The sequence below is a fragment of the Vibrio sp. TRT 17S01 genome (assembly GCF_050113695.1).
Taxonomy (GTDB): domain Bacteria; phylum Pseudomonadota; class Gammaproteobacteria; order Enterobacterales; family Vibrionaceae; genus Vibrio.
In genome coordinates, this window is sequence record NZ_JBNJOG010000028.1 from 1 (window position 1) to 16,466 (window position 16,466).

A 16,466-nucleotide genomic window follows, 5' to 3' on the forward strand; every position below is an offset into this window, starting at 1 on the left:
AAACTTGGTTTCAGTGTTTAAGGTGCAGTGGTTTAGGTTGGGTGTTTAGCGTTGTTCGCACCTTAATGCGGCGTTATAACGCAGGAGAGCTATGAGTACACAAGACTTATCAAAGATGGGTTCTGCTAGAGTATCTATTAAGACTTTAGGCGGGGTTAACTGTGTGCTCAAGCAAGGCGCATCAGAAGTGGAGATACATTTTTACCAATCAGCTGCACCGAAATTAAAGGGGATAAACACTCCAAGATTGTTAAAAATAGACAGAGACCATCTATACATAGAACATATTCCAAATCGTATATCGCTCAAAGACTTACGAACTAAGTCTGATTTATTTTCTCAATTGGCAGCCCTTCATCGTTCGGACTATACTCCGACTTTTGAAGTTAAGAAGCATGAATGGACAGCCTTTGCTACTGACGAAGCCCTTAAAATATTGAACCTTCCGGATGCTGTGGAATCTTCAATAAAACGGATACAGTCACTCTCCGATAGTATCTTTGAATGCAGGGTGCTGATATCTGGTGATACTAATGACGGTAACTGGGGAACACGAGATAGCGGAGAGCTAGTGTTGTTCGACTGGGAGCGTTTTGGTCAAGGTAGCCCAGCTATTGATTTGGCACCTCTAGTTAGCGGTCTTGGTAGCATCTCTGAATACAACGAAATTGTTACTCAATACATCAAACACAACCCGGCACTACCCAAAGCCGAGCTTCTTGAGCATCTTATTATCGCTAAGTGCTGGATAGTTATAGAAGTTGTAAACATCTTAAATAGCCGAAACAACCCAGAACAAGAAAAGTACATAAATTGGTATAGGGCTAACATTCCTAAGTGGTTAGCTTCAGTCGAAGATGCGTTATAACAAGCAATTCAAGCAGATTCGCAACGCTTGGCACTTTGGGTTTGAATCGGCTTTAGTGTTTACGGCACAATGGTTGAGGTAGGTGGTAGCGTTGCTCACTACTTAATTGGGCGTTATAGCGCAGGAGGTAATAATGCGTAAGACTATCAGTGTTGCAGATAAAGAAGAGGTCGCAGCTCTAAAACGGTTGGCCATGGAGTCAATCGATAAATCTGTGGAACAGATCCGCACTGAACGAGATGCATACGGGTTATTTTCAAAAATGAAGTTTGGTGGTGTAGGGTTTGATCCGCTGGATTCTGATCGTGAGTTGAATGTAATTGAACAAATTAATCAATCATTTACTTACTTAGCGTCATTTAACGCAATGGAGGTCTTGTTTAAGTATCACTCTGAACTAGCTCCATATACTTTAAATTTAGGTACAGCGCCTGGCTCAGATATTGAGTCAAATTGTGGAACTTTAGCGGCTGAAGTTTTTGCGTCAGTTACACCAAGCAATAATCAAAAACTCAAAAAAGATATCGATAAGGTTGCAGCTACAGATGCGCGGCTAAAGTATGCATTTTTTATGTGTCCAAATTTTGAATATGGACGTCAGGCTAAGTTTGAGCGTGATGATGTAATGGTATGGGCGCTTGAAGGTGCAAATGCGCTATAACAAGCAATTCAAGCTGATTCGCAACGCTCGGCACTTTCGGTTTCAACTTGTTTGGTGATTACGGTGCAGTGTTTTAGTAAAGTGGCAGCGTTGCTCACAACTTAATTGGGCGTTAGGCGCAGTAAGAAATTTCTCGGTTCAAGTTTCTAATTTCTTTTTTGCAATTTGTTCTAGTTTTCGGCAATTTAGCTTTATCTTCCCTAGTTCTTGAATCACTCAACCCGTAAACCATGTCAACGTTTGCGGGTTGCCTCATTGGTTTTTGGGGTCGGTTTGTTGTTAGTTTCTTTGGCTCAAATCGCTTCAAGTTTGTCTATCGTCGAAACGGATTTATTGGCTGAAACTTCGCCCTGGAAGTTAGCTTTCCCAAATTCCATGTCTATGCGCTGATTTGCCAATTTCTTTGGTGTTTTGGTTGCAGTGGGTTTCAGAGACTTAGCCGCTTTAGTATTTAGGTTTTAATCAAATTCAGTGGCTTACGTACGTTCTTTTGTCCAAAAAGTGGTTTTCTAAATTCAATTTTAACTATTTGCGTGAAGCGCCTAACAAAGCATTTAAGAGTGACTCTCAACGCTTGGTGATTTCAGTTTAAACTTGGTTTTAGTGTTTAAGGTGCAGTGGTTTAGGTTGGGTGTTTAGCGTTGTTCGCACCTTAATGCGGCGTTATATGTAAAAATAAACTTGGTCATTTTGTAATATATAGAGGTCATATATGCTGTTTACAACAGACTTAATTTCTTTTGCAGTCAAAAAGTTAGTTGAAAATTATTCTAACGGTTCTGACTCAAAGACATCTCTAGAGCTCAGTGAAGAAGCTACTAAGGCAGAAATTGAATCGAGAATTCTATTGTCGGGAGCAAAAGTGGAACAAGAGTTAGCTATTGCTAGACGAATTGATTCAGCTGAAGAAGTTGAGATTGAGGAGTACTATGACACAAGTGGCAAAGGTAATCTTGGTCTTACAACGGATGGATCAACTATTTCCGCAGGCTTGGGGGGAGAAGGGCGTAAAGTCACGAAACGAATCATAAAGTTTAAGGGGTGCGCACCGATCACTCAACTGAATGATTTGTAGTCACTTTTACATATAACAAACTGTTTAAGAGTGATTCGCAACGCATGGCATTTTCATTATGCGTTGGTTTAAGTGATTAAGGTGGCATGTGGCAGCTTCGGTATTGCGTTGCTCACACCTTAACAGGGCGTTAGGGGGCTAATAAAGGCGGAGTTTATGAATAAAAAATATTTTAGTACGTATGTTAGTCAATATATGTACCAACCACATTATCGAATTTTTGATGATGAGAATATGAAAATATTGGAAGAATCTAATGTTATTAGTCAATCGACTATATACGCTATTGTTAAAACTCCAAAAGTTAGGTTTGTTCCATCTTCATTCTCAGTCACCAATAACTTCTGTTTAAAAGGGAAGTTGGTTGTAAATGATAAGCACCATGATGTCATCTTTAATATGGCAAAATATTGGTTTAATGGTGAAAGTGATTTATCGGTAAACTTGAGATCGAGATTTAAAACGATTGAGGAGTTTGTAGACTATGCTTTGTCTGGCTTTAGGTCTATAGAAGGGATTCATTATAGCAATAGTGAAAAGTACTGCAGATTGGCAATAGTTAACTCTGATTCTTCCGACGAACAGCTTAATATAACGTGCCCGATAGCAAGTGGCATGAATGACGGGGTTCCAGTTGAAGCAAACTTGTTCGTATATCAATTGATAAACCACTACGACATCGAGGTTCTAGATGAGCTCGAAATTTGTTACATAGGTAAGTCGAGTAAAAGCACTTTCGATAGGCTCAAAAAACATGAGAAGTGGGGACCAATTTTATCGTCGAGATACAATGAATATTACGACTACTTTGCTTACTTTTTTGTAATTGATGAAGCATCAATTTATAAACTAAATAGCAATGGAAATGACCTTATGCTAAGGACAGATTCAGGTTTACCAAAGGGGGCAATCACTAGTATCTGTGAAGCAACCCTAATTAACTACTTTAAGCCTGATTTTAACAAAGAGTTTGTCAATACAGATATATCAACTGTTAAAGTTGTCAAAGATTGGCTCGGCACAAAAGGATTTAATGCAATCCTGACCGAAGTAGAACTCGAAGGCTTAATGGGACGATTAGGTACTAAGCATAAGCCCTATATGCAGAGGCATGAATTTGAAGGCAGCCTCACCCCCTAACAAGGCGTTTAAGGCGGATTCACAACGCTTGGCGATTTCAGTTCAAGTTGAATTTAGTGTTTAAGGTACAATGGTTTAAGTTTGGTGGTTAGCGTTGTTCACCACTTAACGCGGCGTTATGCATTTTTATCATCACGAGGTTAGTATGGGAAAATATAGAGAAGTAGAAATTGCAGGTAATATGACAGCATTTGGAATTGAAATAGAAAGCCGTGCTGGAAAGGTTGATGAGATTTGTGAAATGCTTAAGTTTGCAAAGGAAGTTGCTAGCAAAAATCTTGATGTCCATATTAAATCAGTCTTTTATGATTCAAAAGGGAGTGTGTGTACGTTTGAGTTTTACTCGGAGATTGAACAACATACTTATGAAGGACAAGCAATTTATCAATGTGCATCAAAATATATATCTAGGTTCATGATGTTTGACTCTGAATATTACGACTAATAAGTTTTAAAATGCATAACAAAGCATTTAAGAGTGACTTACAACGCTTTGTGATTTCAGTTTAAACTTGGTTTTGGTGATTAAGGTGCAGTGGTTTAGGTGAGGTGTTTAGCGTTGTTCGCACCTTAATGCGGCGTTATGTTTACTTGTATTTCAGAGGCTTAAAGGTCTTAGGCTCTAGTTCTTTGTCCCTCTGGCAATTCGCCCCTAGTAGACTCAGCAAATCCGCATTGTCGGTCTAAGTTCTTGAATTTCTCAGCCCGTAAAACATGCCAATGTTCGCGGGTTGCTTCATTGTCAGGTCGTGGCGGTTGGCTTCTTGTTTAATTGGCCTTAAGTCGCTTTGAGGTTCTTAGCCAATCAGCATTTCGGCTTGGCAGTTGCCTCGGCAATTTACCATTGTCTAGCGCTTTGGTTGGAAAGAAAGGGTACTTGTTGTTACTCGGTCGGGTTGCCTCATTGGGCAGGGAAGTGGAATTACTTGTTTTAGGTTGGTCGCCCTTGGTGGCCAAGTTGGTTCTTCCCTTGTGGTTTACTTCAGAAAACTAGTTAGAAATAGTAGTTCTTTCTCAAGTAAATCATGTATTTGTGGTAAAACATAACAAACAATTCAACAGTGATTCGCAACGCTTGGCGCTCTCACTTCGGGTTGAATTTAGTGTTTACGGCGCAGTATTCAAGTTCAGTGTATGCGCTGCTCACACGTTAATTGGGCGTTATGTTTTCGGCGAAAATCTACGATGATTTACGACTAAGATTCAAAGGTTTGATAAATTTAACTGGCTGATAGTTTATCCATGAGGAGTATCATGACTCAATTATCCAACATTATGCATAAGGAGCATGATGGTTTTTTATATGTGTATTTCGAAAACTACGATGATGATTGTAATTGCATGTGGAGAAAAAATCCTGAGCATGAAAACGTCTATACTATCGAGCGTGTAGATATATTACCTGAATTTCGTAGGAAAGGATTCGCTCGAGAATTACTAAAGGATACACTCAAACGAATTGCGGCAGAGTGTCCTCAAGCTTGCGTAGAAATCACTGCAGAGCCAGACGACGATAGCGGAATAACTGTGGAAAATCTCGTAGCTTTCTATGAATCACTTGGGTTTGAAAAGCATCTATGTCTTCGATCTCGTGTTCACCTCCGACTGTATTTGGATGATTCTGTGAAACCGAACACTGTGTACGATCATCCATTCTATTTCAAATAAAAACATAACAAACTGTTTAAGAGTGATTCGCAACGCGTGGCATTTTTACTATGCGTTGCGTTTAGTGTTTAAGGTGGTATGCGGTGGCATCGGTATTGCGTTGCTCACACCTTAACAGGGCGTTAGGCGCAGTATGAAATTTCTTGGTTCAAATCTCCAATTTTTCTTTAGCCATTTGTTCTAGTTTTTCGGCAATTTGGCTTTATCTTCTCAAGTTCTTGAATCACTTAACCCGTAAAACATGCCAAAGTTTGCGGGTTGCCTCATTCGGTTTTCTGGTCTGTTTGTTGTTAGTTTCTTTGGCTCAAATCGCTTCAATTTTACCTGTCTTCGAAATGGGTTTATTGGCTGAAATTTCGCACTGAAAGTTAGTCTTTCCAAATTCCATATGTATGCGTTGATTTGCTAATTTCTTTGGTGTTTTGGTTGCAGTAGGTTTCAGAGACTTAGCCGCTTTAGCATTTGGGTTTTAATTAAATTCAGTGGATTACGTGTATTTCTCTTTTCCAAAAGGTGGTTTTAAAAGTCCAATTTTAACTATTTGCGTGAAGCGCCTAACAAAGCATTTAAGAGTGACTCACAACGCTTAGCGATTTTAGTTTAAATTTGGTTTAGGTGTTTAAGGTGCAGTGGTTTAGGTTGGGTGTTTAGCGTTGTTCGCACCTTAATGCGGCGTTAGGCAGGATGGGTAAGATTGAGCATGAATTTTGATAAAGAAATTGGCGAGTTTAAGAGTTCTTTTCGACAAGGCAATGCATTGACTAAAGTGACAATGGTTATGGGCTTTATACTGACCTTGACGTCTTTAGCTGAATTATCTAGCAAAATCGTAGTTTGGAAAGGTTTCATTTTGTCTGGTATAGAGTTCTACAAGTCATTCTTTGTAGAACCTGTGATATCTATAGCGTCCATTGCGGGTTTGCACTATTCAGAGTTAGAGCTTCATGTAGCCACTATTTCCTCTATTTGTATTGTAACTGGCATGCGTATTCAAGCCATAGGGCAGCAAGTTGCTTTTCGCGAGATTAGTGAAAGGTATGGTAATGAAGTAAAGCCCAATCTATTGTTTTATTGGGTCGTTGCTGTTGTAGCTCCTATTGGTTTATGGCTATGGTACGGTTTTGGTAATCCGACAATCTATCCTTGGTGGTCAGTGTTTGCAGCGCTTTTTTTCCCAGTTTTCATAGTTATCCCCAAAATTCTTATGGCCAAGTTTGCTGGGTATGAGTTTTTCGAGCAAAATAACTTTAGTTACTTTAAAAGTTATTACATCTACGTAGGCGCACTGATTCTATTCATCTGCATGCTAGCTGCTATAAATAGCGGTATTCGAGGGGACGTGGAGCCTTCAAAAGAAGCTGCCGAAGTATCAATATCTTTGGTCATAGGGACTGAGCTTAAACCTGCCTAACAAAGCATTTAAGAGTGATTCGCAACGCTCGGCATTTTCGCTTCGCTCAAGTATAGCCGAGCGCAGCTCACACCTTAATGCGGCGTTATGCATATAGAAGGAGTAACAATTGGATATTGAATATTTTTTGAAAGAACGGACAAAGTTCATTCGATATTTTTATGAAACTTCATCTCAACCTTTTGTTCGAACAATGGCTGACATAGAAGCTGGAGTTGAACCCTATACTCCTTCATACAGTGAGGACCCTGAGCCTCCATTTTTAAATGAATGGATAGATGCCAAATCTGCTATGGAGATAAGTGGTCTCCATGCTCTATCAATGCTTTCATCATCTTTACAGCTTTTTCTTAAAGCTTGGGTATCCCGACTTGAAGATCACCACGGTATGAGTTTTAAACCTGATTTTAAAAGTAAAGGTTGGTTCAATGGCTATAGGCAGATCTTTAAGGAGTGTGATTTAGAAATGGAACATTGTCCGGCGGATTTAGCAGTTATTGAGCAAATAACATTGGCTCGTAATCGTGCGCAGCACCCAGATCATTTAACGTCCGTAAATGTATACCATTCAAAGAGAGACTTAGAAAAATACCCTAACCCTTATTTTGCTCAGCAAATAGAAAAGAAGATGGCACTCGAAGGAAGTGAGACAAACTGGTTTTTCCCACCAATAATTTCCCCTAGTAAAGAAAAAGTGTTCGAATCAATTAATAATGTCGAATCTCTCTGCTCTTGGTTGGAATCTGAGTATCGGGACGCGCGAAATGCATAACAAGCAATTCAAGCTGATTCGCAACGCTCGGCACTTTCCGTTTCAACTTGTTTGGTGATTACGGTGCAATGTCTTAGTAAGGTAGCAGCGTTGCTCACAACTTAATTGGGCGTTAGCAATATATGAGGGAATCAATATGTCAGGAATCACAGATTTAGATGAATTATTGCGATCTATGAGTCCAAAATTAGTGGAATCAGAGTTCGTATTTTGTACAGTTTCTGGTGTGTTGGCAGATTACGTTGACCTAAATCCAGTTGCCACATTTATCGAATCTGAGGGCTTAACTCTAGTCCTAGAAAAGTCAGTGGCAGAAATCGCGGGTTTGCCGTTTGATGGTGTATATAGTCAAATCACTTTGACGGTTCACTCTAGTTTGGAAGCTGTAGGTCTTACAGCTGCTGTTGCTAACAAGCTGGCCTCAAAGGGCATCAGTGCCAATGTCATTGCTGCTCATTATCACGATCATATCTTTGTTCAAAGTGGTAAGGCTGAAGCGGCAGTTTCAGCATTAGAAGAGTTCAGTGCATAGGGTTGAGCCATATTGCTAACAAAGCATTTAAGAGTGATTCGCAACGCTTGGCGTTTTCGCTTCGCTCAAGTATAGCCAAGCGCCGCTCACACCTTAATGCGGCGTTATATGCTTCCGTCAGTAGAAGGAATAGAACTTATGTCACTCTATGAGAAACGAAATAGCAATTCGCAGCAAGAAGACGCGATGTTAGTTGCTTCGGATTCTTGGTTTACAGTCAAATTTGCCCAAGAAGCAGAAAAGTCTTGGAAGCGTATTATCGTACTCTTCGTTGTTGCCATTCTATGTTTGTTTGCACCAGCATTGGGCCTTATTGTATCTGCTATCAATGCTTTGTTTTCGTAAATACATAAGGAATCGTCTGAAAGGTAGGTAAGTGGCACTTAAAGACGTCGTACTTCCATATTCAAGTACGCATATAACAATAAATTTAAGAGTGATTCACAACGCTCGGCGCTCTCACTTCAAGTCAGTTTAGTGTTTATGGCACAATGCTTTAGGTAAGGTGTCAGCGTCGTTCACACCTTAATTTGGCGTTAGGTTTCGGAAAGGGATATATGGAGATCAAAGACTACAGTGATGACTTTTTGGAAGCAGTAAGCGAGCTGTATTTGAGTGCTAGGGTTTCCACGTTTACTTGGCTCGACACCAGTGGCTATCAACTTTCAGACTTTAGCCGTGACACTGAAGGCGAACGTGTTTGGGTCGCTGTTGCTGGTGGTGAGGTATTAGGGTTTATTTCAATCTGGGAACCAGAAAATTTTATACATCACTTATATATTTTTAATGACCACCAAGGGAAAAAGGTTGGTACTCAGTTGTTAGAAAAGGCTAAGTCTTCATATAGCGGTTTGAGCCTAAAGTGTATGTCGGAAAACGAAAGAGCGATTGGTTTCTATGAATCCAATGGTTTCATGAAGGTCCAAAAGGGCGCTGACAGCTTGGGTGACTACTATCTCATGGAGTTCAGCGCAAAAACCTAACAATAAATTCAAGCAGATTCACAACGCTTGGCACTTTTGGTTTGAATCAGCTTTAGTGTTTACGGCACAACAGGTTAGGTTAGTGGGGGCGTTGCTCACTACTTAATTTGGCGTTATGTTGTAGGAGAAAAAATGGACTTAAGTATCTACAAAGGGGAGCCTTTAGCTTCGGAGCACATCAAGGAAGTGACGTCACTTTGGCGTGAATCAATGATGGAAGCGTTAGGCATACAGCCAGTCCACTCTTTTGAATCTCAAGCGTACTTTCTCGAACATATCCTACCTAGTAGTTATCAAGTGTTAGTTGTTGTCCGTATCGATAACTCCGATCCGGTTGCCTTTATGGCGAGTTCAGAAACAGAAATAAGCCAACTGTACGTTTCACCTAAATTCCAACGAAAAGGTATCGGCTCGTACTTACTGAGCCAAGCCAAAGTACAATCGAATGGTTCACTTACTTTACGGACATTTGAAGTAAATGAGAAAGCTCAGAGGTTCTACCGTGCACATGGTTTTGTTGTTCGGCCTGGAAACAGTGAAAATGAAGAAGGGCTTCCAGACTTAGATTGTCAGTGGAAAGGTTAGGTTTACAACATAACAATAAATTTAAGAGTGATTCACAACGCTCGGCGCTTTCACTTCAAGCCTGTTTAGTGTTTATGGCACAATGTTTTAGGTAAGGTGGTTAGCGTTGTTCACACCTTAATTTGGCGTTATGCGACTAGGAAGGCAAATTATCTCATGTCTCTTTCTCGCTCTCTTTGGCCATCCATTTTTCGGTGTCGGCAACTCAGCATTACCGGCTCAATTTCTTGAATCTCTCAGGCCGTAAAACATGCCAAGGTTCACAGGTTGCCTCATTGGTTTTCAGTGCTGGTTTGTGGTGAGTCCCACTGGCTCCAAGTGTGGAAAGAGCAAGACTATCGATGGTTAGTATTTGTTGAATGTTCGTCGCTGCGAAGTTAGGTGGTTTAAAAGCAACATTGTTGCTGAAAGGCCGCATTTCGTAGTTGTCGGGACTTTGGCTGTAACATAGTGACTCTGCTGTTTCTTGAATCACAGAAAGTGTTTGGTTTGTTTGTGGTTTTTCGTGCTTAAGGTAGTCTGCATTGGGCCAAGTTGGCTTATGCGTGCAAATTCGCATAACAAGGCGTTTAAGGCAGATTCCCAACGCTTGGCGTTTTGCATTCTATGTTGGGTGAAGTGTTTACGGTGCAAAGGTTTAGGTTAGGTGGTCGGCGTTGCTCACTACTTAACGCGGCGTTAACTGTATAGGAGGTTTCGTGAATAGAGATAAGCTGTTTCCATTCTATGAAAAGATGTATTTTCACGAAATGGAAACTAGGGAAAAATTGTTTACGCGAGTACAGATTAACTTCGCACTAATCTTTACTGGCTTCTCAATTGTTAGCTATATGCTCAGAATGTTAGACTTTTCTGTATATAGAGAAGTAGCAATTGCGTTTGTAGTATTAGCAATTTTAAGTATTGCTTTATCTGCGATTGGAGTTTGGCACTTAATTTCAGCGTTTTGGGGAAATGAATACAAAGGGGTTCCGAGTCCCAAGGAAACGGACGGATACCGACTAGAAGTACAGCAATATGCTGCTTCAATTAATCAATACAATGAAGATTACCCCGAAAACAAACAGCCAATAGTAGACGTTGACGAAATGGTGTCACAATTTCTCTATGAGCAATTGAGAGACTGCTCAAGTCATAATACAGATATAAACGATACCCGTTTTGCACGTATACATAACTCAGTACGTTGGTTACTAACTGCTTCTGTTCCTTTTCTCTTAGCGAGTGTTTTATTCGTAACTTTTGACCTTGATACTTCGTCTCCACGCAAAGAGACACTAATATATAATCGTTCTTTGGTAGACAAACTAGAGAATATAGATAGTAATATTGCAAATGCAGTACTACACAATCAGAACATGCTGGAGGTACAGCAGTTATGCCTAAAAAACCAGGAACAGGTGCTCCACCACCTCCACCAAGCGCTCCAACAGCGCCAAAACCACGAAGAATTATTGAAAACGGTCAACCACCTAAAAAAATGTGAGGATCTCATGACTGATAAAAAAGCAGCTCCACCACCGCCGCCACCTCCACCACAAAAGCCGATTACGAGATCAGTTATGGACGAAGCTCCACCAAAAAAATCGAGCTAAAATACAGTTAACAATCTGTTTAAGAGTGATTCGCAACGCTTGGCATTTTTGCTATGCGTTGCGTTTTGTGTTTAAGGTGGTTTGCGGGAGCTTCGGTATTGCGTTGCTCACACCTTAACAGGGCGTTATGTGATTGGAGTATATATGACAGATTTAACGACGATTAGTGCCGCTTTAGCCAGTATTAAAACGGCAACTGATCTTGCTAGGATCATCAAGGATGGTGACAAAAGTCTTGAAAAAGCAGAGATTAAATATCAGCTGGCAGAACTGATTAGCTCTTTGGCTGACGCAAAGATTGAGCTGGCAGGAGTTAGAGAACTGATTGTACAAAAAGATAAAGAACTTTCAGAGCTTCAACAGTCTCTAGAACAAAAACAAAATATGGAGTGGGATGAGACTTACTATTGGTTGAATCTGGGTGAAAAGAGAGAGGGTCCATACTGTCCCTCATGCTATGACAATAATGGAAAACTAATACGCTTAATAAACAAAGACTATATTGGTGTTTGGCACTGTTACACATGCAAAATCACAGTCGCTGATGATAGTTACTCCCCTGAACGCGAATAATCACATAACAATAAATTTAAGAGTGATTCACAACGCTTGGCGCCTTCACTTCAAGCCAGTTTAGTGTTTATGGCACAATGCGTTAGGTAAGGTGGTAGCGTTGTTCACACCTTAATTTGGCGTTAGCTAAATAAAATAATAATGAGGTAACTATGGGTTGGAAAGGTACAGTTAGATCTATTAATGCAGCTGCAAAACGCGCAGATCGAAACGCAAAAAAACGTCAACGTGAAATTGAAAAAAAGCAAAAGCAGTATGCAAAAATGCAAGAATTGGAGCAAGCTGCGTATGAAGTCGACGTTTTTGAAAATCATATAGAAATTGTTCAGTCCATGCACAAAGAGTGTGGCGATGAAATTAACTGGCATCAAATTTCTTTGTCTAACGAGCCTATAAAACCAGTGTTTTCAAATGTGTTAGAGCAAAAAACAACGCAGCTAAAAGAAGCATACAAACCAAGCTTCATTGACAAATTGTTTAAGCGAGTCGATTCAAAGCTTTCAGCTTTAAATCTTGCTATAGAATCAGCTAAACAAGAAGACAGTAATAACTATGAAGCTTCACTCCAAACTTGGAATCAGGAGTGTGAAGATTGGGCGGATAGTGTAGAGCAGGCAAAGAAAGTACTAGCTGGCTCTCCTGAAGCTAAAATCGAAGTGATTAAAGAAATGAGCCCTTTTAGTGAACTTGATGCGTTAGGTTCAAGCCTTCACTTGTCCATATCTGATACTTCGTTAGTAACTGTGAATGTACAAATTCATGGTGAAGATATCATTCCTAGTGAACAAAAGAGCTTGTTAAAGAGCGGTAAGTTGTCGGTCAAAAAGATGCCTGTAGGCAAGTTTAACGAAATCTATCAGGATTATGTTTGCAGCTCAGTCCTGCGAGTTGCACGTGAGCTGTTTGCAGTTTTGCCTGATGAATTTGTGGTAATTAATGCAACCGACAAATTGTTGAACAAAGCAACAGGACACTTGGAAGAATCGAATGTGCTGTCGGTGTATATCTCTAGGGCGACGCTAAAAGGGATTAACATGGAAGCAATTGACCCTTCTGACTGTATGCAAAACTTTATTCATAATATGTCTTTCAAAAAGACCAAAGGTTTTGAGGCAGTCGAAACAGTGGATGTTGAAGCTGTAGCGTAAGTTATTTAGCTAACAATAAATTTAAGAGTGATTCACAACGCTTGGCGCTCTCACTTCAAGTAAGTTTAGTGTTTATGGCACAATGGTTTAGCCAAGGTGTCAGCGTTGTTCACACCTTAATTTGGCGTTATACGCTTTTGAGGAAATAATCCAATATGAACAAGGTAGTATTCAGAAATTGCGATGAAGATAGTGAGTATAGGGTTGCTCTAGAGAAGCTGTTTCAAACGGAATGGTCTGACTTTCTGTTTGTAGATACCTATAAACTAGAATCTAACCTTCCACCGGTAATTGTTGCTCTCAGAGAGAACCAAGTTATTGGAGGTCTCGCTTATTCGCGCTTTAAAGAACCTCATGGTGACTCGGAAGTTATTTGGCTTAACGCAGTTTTTGTATCCAATGAGTGGCGTGGTCAAGGTATTGCGAGTGAACTGATCAATCGAGGTGTTAGGCAAGTATCAGCAGCAACTCAAAGTAACCTGTATGCTTACACAAATGTACCATCGTTGTATGAGTCTTTAGGTTGGTTAGCGGTTGACATTGAAAGTGAGCCAAATCATAAGGTTATGAAAGTTCCGTTGTAGTGTTAGCACGCGTATAACAAACTGTTTAAGAGTGATTCGCAACGCGTGGCATTTTTACTATGCGTTGGTTTAAGTGATTAAGGTGGTATGCGGAAGCATCGGTATTGCGTTGCTCACACCTTAACAGGGCGTTATGAGCATCTTTTACTGTGAATAAACTCGCATTGCTTATCGAACCCTACTTTAGTTCTCTAGTTTTTATGAACAATGATAAACGGAGGTTCGATTATGCGTGAAATTGAGTTTATCGCTCATTCCCGAGCGGTTTCCTACAGTCTATCGTCCGTTTTAGGTGGTATGGGTGTTTTACTGGCATTGGACTTTGTTTTTTCTATGGAGCAGAGTGCAATTACTTATGGCTTTGTGCTTTTAGGCGCTGCAATTCAATATTTCTCCACTAAGCGTCAGTGTGATAGCAATCTTACAGCGGATGATGAAGAGGTGTATTTGTTTAACATACCGGCTGCATTGAGGTATCAGAAGTCACTAACAGGTAGGTCATATATTCGTGTTACATCCTTGACTCAAAAGGGCTATCACAGGGTGAAGGTTTTTGAATCTTGGGTTTCTGAACAGGACTGGCAGTTCATGCTGGCCAGATGCACATAACAAAGCGTTTAAGGCGGACTCACAACGCTTTGCGCTCTCACTTTAAGTTGCATTTAGTGTTTAAGGTGCAATGGATTAGGTTTGGTGGTTGGCGTTGTTCACCACTTAACGCGGCGTTAGCAATCAAGGAGGATAAGTGGAAGATTATCAATATTATCTAGGGCCAGCAGCTACTTTGCTAGGGATTATGTTTGCTTCATGCTTTGCTACTGTTGGCTATTTGCTGCGTTGGAAACATGAGAGCAAAAAGTGTGCTAGAAGAGTGCTGTACCTGCTGTTACAGATCCGGTTTGCTGCATCTAAGTCTCTCTTTGATCCTGATGAAGCCACTGAAGCGTATGTTCAGCATTTCGTAAAGTTGTTAAAGGGTAGGGGGATCTCCGCAGAGCCAAGCGTTATTACTCCCCCTTTGAGAGAGAAGATACAAGGGCATTTACAGACAGTTTTCGAATTGACGCGAGAAAATATCGAGGGTGATTTGTTTAAGAAATATGAGGAATCCTTATACGAACTGTCTGCTCAGAATCCAGTTTTAGCTTTTCAGCTACAAGGTAAAGACAAGTTATCAAAACTTTTAGATGCTACGAAAAATTATAATCAAAGCTATCAAGCGGATTTGAAGTCTAGTAATGACCCTGTGCTTACAGATGTTTTGAGTCCAGCCTTAAAAAAACAAGAGCCAAATATGCTGAATAGCGTAGTTGAAGTAGTCGAAGAAGATCTAATCTTGCTTTCGAAGTATTGTGGCTATCGGCATTACAAAGCCTGTCAAAAGCAGATTGCATACAAACCATTTGTCTCAGGGAATTATGATTTTTCGCAGTTAGATAGCAAGATATTAGGGCTAATTGATAACCTTAGTGAGCACTTAAATAAACAGCAAGACGAGTTGCTTGCTAACAATAAATTTAAGAGTGATTCACAACGCTCGGCACCCTAGCTTCAAGCTAATTTAGTGTTTATGGCACAATGCGTTAGGTAAGGTGGTGGCGTTGTTCACACCTTAATTTGGCGTTAGCTGCTAGAGGACAACATGAAGTTAAAGTCAACAAATACAACAGTGGTTAAACTATTAACTAACGATGATGAATTGGTCTTTGAGATGACCAATTTTGAGTTATTTAGAGGTAGCTCGTTCAAGTGCCGAGTTCTTGTGTCCTCTATAGGGTTTGGTTATTGCGGACAAGTCTGTTTCGACAACGGGCAGAGTTTTGTTGAAAGCATTGAAAAGATGGCTGAAAACATAGTTGGAAGTGCAGAACTAACAGAAGACTACCGTGAACATTTCGTAAAGTTTGAGGTGACTAAACTAGGCCATGTATTAGTCAGCGGTTACTTTACTAAGTATGGCGATTTTACTCACAATTTGGAGTTTGGATTTAAGATAGATCAGACATGCTTAGCTCCTTTTGCGACCGATCTGCGAAATGTGCTACAGGACCTCAGCTAACAAGGCGTTTAAGACGGATTCACAACGCTTGGCATTTTCGGTTTGATTCGGCTTTAGTGATTACGGCACAATGGTTTAGGTAAGGTGGTAGCGTTGTTCACCACTTAACGCGGCGTTAGAAATTACAAGGAATGTATCGTGCGTAAAAATATGGTTTTTTGGGGCTTATCTGCCCTTTGTCTGAGTATGCCCATAACAGCGAGTAGCGCTGATAAATTGCTATTAGAAGCGAACTCAAAGTTAGCATTATCGTATTCACCTTATCGCCTTGCTGAAGTTGAAACTACCGATTCAAAGTCGGTATTTAGTCAAATAATGGCAGGAACTCCTGGGCAAACAATTGCAGTAGCAGACAAACTTGTACTGAAAGATGTACTTGATAGTTTTCATCAAATGTGTGGTTATAAGCCAAGTCAAGTGACTGGCATAAATGTAGTCTCACATGACTACCCTGAGTTTTATGAAGTGTGGGAGTTTGATGACAACGACTCACATATGGACAACGGAAAGTCAGCGCTATCATTGGTTTTAAAGGCTTTACCCAATAATGGTGGAACAGATATAGACATTTATGGGGATTGCCACCCCAAACCACTAAGTTTTACGAACCTAAAGTAATTTCTAACAATAAATTTAAGAGTGATTCACAACGCTTGGCGCCCTCACTTCAAGTCAGTTTAGTGTTTATGGCACAATGCTTTAGCTAAGGTGTAAGTGTTGTTCACACCTTAATTTGGCGTTATGTGAATGGAGCGCATATTGAAAATATCAGTCGTCGAAAATGGTGAAATTGAGGCGCATGAAGCTGCACT

At 40.3% G+C, this 16,466-nt stretch carries 21 protein-coding genes; 20 read left to right on the forward strand and 1 reads right to left on the reverse strand.

Going from position 1 to position 16,466, the window contains the following annotated elements:
• The first annotated feature begins 91 nt into the window (after nt 1–91).
• The 12 genes from ACQEXS_RS21585 (at nt 92) to ACQEXS_RS21640 (ending at nt 9,695) form a co-directional block, all read left to right on the forward strand.
• Nucleotides 92–868, forward strand: coding sequence for a phosphotransferase family protein (locus ACQEXS_RS21585; RefSeq protein WP_427015146.1), 777 nt, complete (start codon nt 92–94; stop codon nt 866–868).
• A 133-nt stretch (nt 869–1,001) separates the two neighbouring features.
• Nucleotides 1,002–1,529: a hypothetical protein gene (locus tag ACQEXS_RS21590; RefSeq protein ID WP_427015147.1), complete on the forward strand. Its 528-nt coding sequence runs from the start codon at nt 1,002–1,004 to the stop codon at nt 1,527–1,529.
• Between the two features lie 712 nt (nt 1,530–2,241).
• Entirely contained in the window at nt 2,242–2,604 is a 363-nt protein-coding gene (locus ACQEXS_RS21595) for a hypothetical protein (protein WP_193285309.1), read from the forward strand.
• A gap of 156 nt (nt 2,605–2,760) precedes the next feature.
• Entirely contained in the window at nt 2,761–3,744 is a 984-nt protein-coding gene (locus ACQEXS_RS21600) for a hypothetical protein (protein WP_427015148.1), read from the forward strand.
• Between the two features lie 145 nt (nt 3,745–3,889).
• Nucleotides 3,890–4,189 (forward strand): hypothetical protein, encoded by a 300-nt coding sequence (locus tag ACQEXS_RS21605; protein ID WP_427015149.1) that lies wholly within the window; start codon nt 3,890–3,892, stop codon nt 4,187–4,189.
• A gap of 896 nt (nt 4,190–5,085) precedes the next feature.
• A complete protein-coding gene (locus ACQEXS_RS21610; RefSeq protein ID WP_427015164.1) occupies nt 5,086–5,412 on the forward strand; it encodes a GNAT family N-acetyltransferase in 327 nt (108 codons plus the stop codon).
• Nucleotides 5,413–6,112: 700 nt separating this feature from the next.
• A complete protein-coding gene (locus ACQEXS_RS21615) occupies nt 6,113–6,823 on the forward strand; it encodes a heme transporter CcmC (protein WP_409457598.1) in 711 nt (236 codons plus the stop codon).
• A 109-nt stretch (nt 6,824–6,932) separates the two neighbouring features.
• Nucleotides 6,933–7,595, forward strand: coding sequence for a hypothetical protein (locus ACQEXS_RS21620; RefSeq protein WP_427015150.1), 663 nt, complete (start codon nt 6,933–6,935; stop codon nt 7,593–7,595).
• A gap of 136 nt (nt 7,596–7,731) precedes the next feature.
• Nucleotides 7,732–8,127: an ACT domain-containing protein gene (locus ACQEXS_RS21625; protein WP_427015151.1), complete on the forward strand. Its 396-nt coding sequence runs from the start codon at nt 7,732–7,734 to the stop codon at nt 8,125–8,127.
• Between the two features lie 138 nt (nt 8,128–8,265).
• Nucleotides 8,266–8,472, forward strand: coding sequence for a hypothetical protein (locus ACQEXS_RS21630; protein WP_427015152.1), 207 nt, complete (start codon nt 8,266–8,268; stop codon nt 8,470–8,472).
• A gap of 212 nt (nt 8,473–8,684) precedes the next feature.
• Complete coding sequence (locus tag ACQEXS_RS21635; protein ID WP_427015153.1) at nt 8,685–9,110, forward strand: GNAT family N-acetyltransferase; 426 nt, start codon at nt 8,685–8,687, stop codon at nt 9,108–9,110.
• A gap of 132 nt (nt 9,111–9,242) precedes the next feature.
• A complete protein-coding gene (locus tag ACQEXS_RS21640) occupies nt 9,243–9,695 on the forward strand; it encodes a GNAT family N-acetyltransferase (RefSeq protein ID WP_427015154.1) in 453 nt (150 codons plus the stop codon).
• A 211-nt stretch (nt 9,696–9,906) separates the two neighbouring features.
• Here ACQEXS_RS21640 and ACQEXS_RS21645 read toward each other — a convergent pair whose 3' ends face one another.
• A complete protein-coding gene (locus ACQEXS_RS21645; protein WP_427015155.1) occupies nt 9,907–10,254 on the reverse strand; it encodes a hypothetical protein in 348 nt (115 codons plus the stop codon).
• Nucleotides 10,255–10,393: 139 nt separating this feature from the next.
• On the opposite strand from ACQEXS_RS21645, the gene ACQEXS_RS21650 reads away from it, so the two are divergent.
• The 8 genes from ACQEXS_RS21650 to ACQEXS_RS21685 all read left to right on the forward strand — a co-directional run bounded on the left by ACQEXS_RS21650 (nt 10,394) and on the right by ACQEXS_RS21685 (nt 16,272).
• Nucleotides 10,394–11,290, forward strand: a complete 897-nt coding sequence (locus ACQEXS_RS21650; protein ID WP_427015156.1) for a hypothetical protein — start codon at nt 10,394–10,396, stop codon at nt 11,288–11,290.
• 144 nt (nt 11,291–11,434) lie between these two features.
• Nucleotides 11,435–11,863, forward strand: coding sequence for a hypothetical protein (locus ACQEXS_RS21655; RefSeq protein WP_427015157.1), 429 nt, complete (start codon nt 11,435–11,437; stop codon nt 11,861–11,863).
• Between the two features lie 152 nt (nt 11,864–12,015).
• On the forward strand, nt 12,016–13,011 hold the full coding sequence (locus ACQEXS_RS21660; RefSeq protein WP_427015158.1) for a hypothetical protein: 996 nt from the start codon (nt 12,016–12,018) through the stop codon (nt 13,009–13,011).
• A gap of 155 nt (nt 13,012–13,166) precedes the next feature.
• Nucleotides 13,167–13,595: a GNAT family N-acetyltransferase gene (locus tag ACQEXS_RS21665; protein ID WP_427015159.1), complete on the forward strand. Its 429-nt coding sequence runs from the start codon at nt 13,167–13,169 to the stop codon at nt 13,593–13,595.
• Between the two features lie 228 nt (nt 13,596–13,823).
• Nucleotides 13,824–14,204, forward strand: a complete 381-nt coding sequence (locus ACQEXS_RS21670) for a hypothetical protein (RefSeq protein WP_427015160.1) — start codon at nt 13,824–13,826, stop codon at nt 14,202–14,204.
• A gap of 136 nt (nt 14,205–14,340) precedes the next feature.
• Nucleotides 14,341–15,144, forward strand: a complete 804-nt coding sequence (locus ACQEXS_RS21675; RefSeq protein ID WP_427015161.1) for a hypothetical protein — start codon at nt 14,341–14,343, stop codon at nt 15,142–15,144.
• A gap of 93 nt (nt 15,145–15,237) precedes the next feature.
• Complete coding sequence (locus tag ACQEXS_RS21680; protein WP_427015162.1) at nt 15,238–15,654, forward strand: WapI family immunity protein; 417 nt, start codon at nt 15,238–15,240, stop codon at nt 15,652–15,654.
• 138 nt (nt 15,655–15,792) lie between these two features.
• On the forward strand, nt 15,793–16,272 hold the full coding sequence (locus tag ACQEXS_RS21685) for a hypothetical protein (RefSeq protein WP_427015163.1): 480 nt from the start codon (nt 15,793–15,795) through the stop codon (nt 16,270–16,272).
• Nucleotides 16,273–16,466 lie beyond the last annotated feature (194 nt).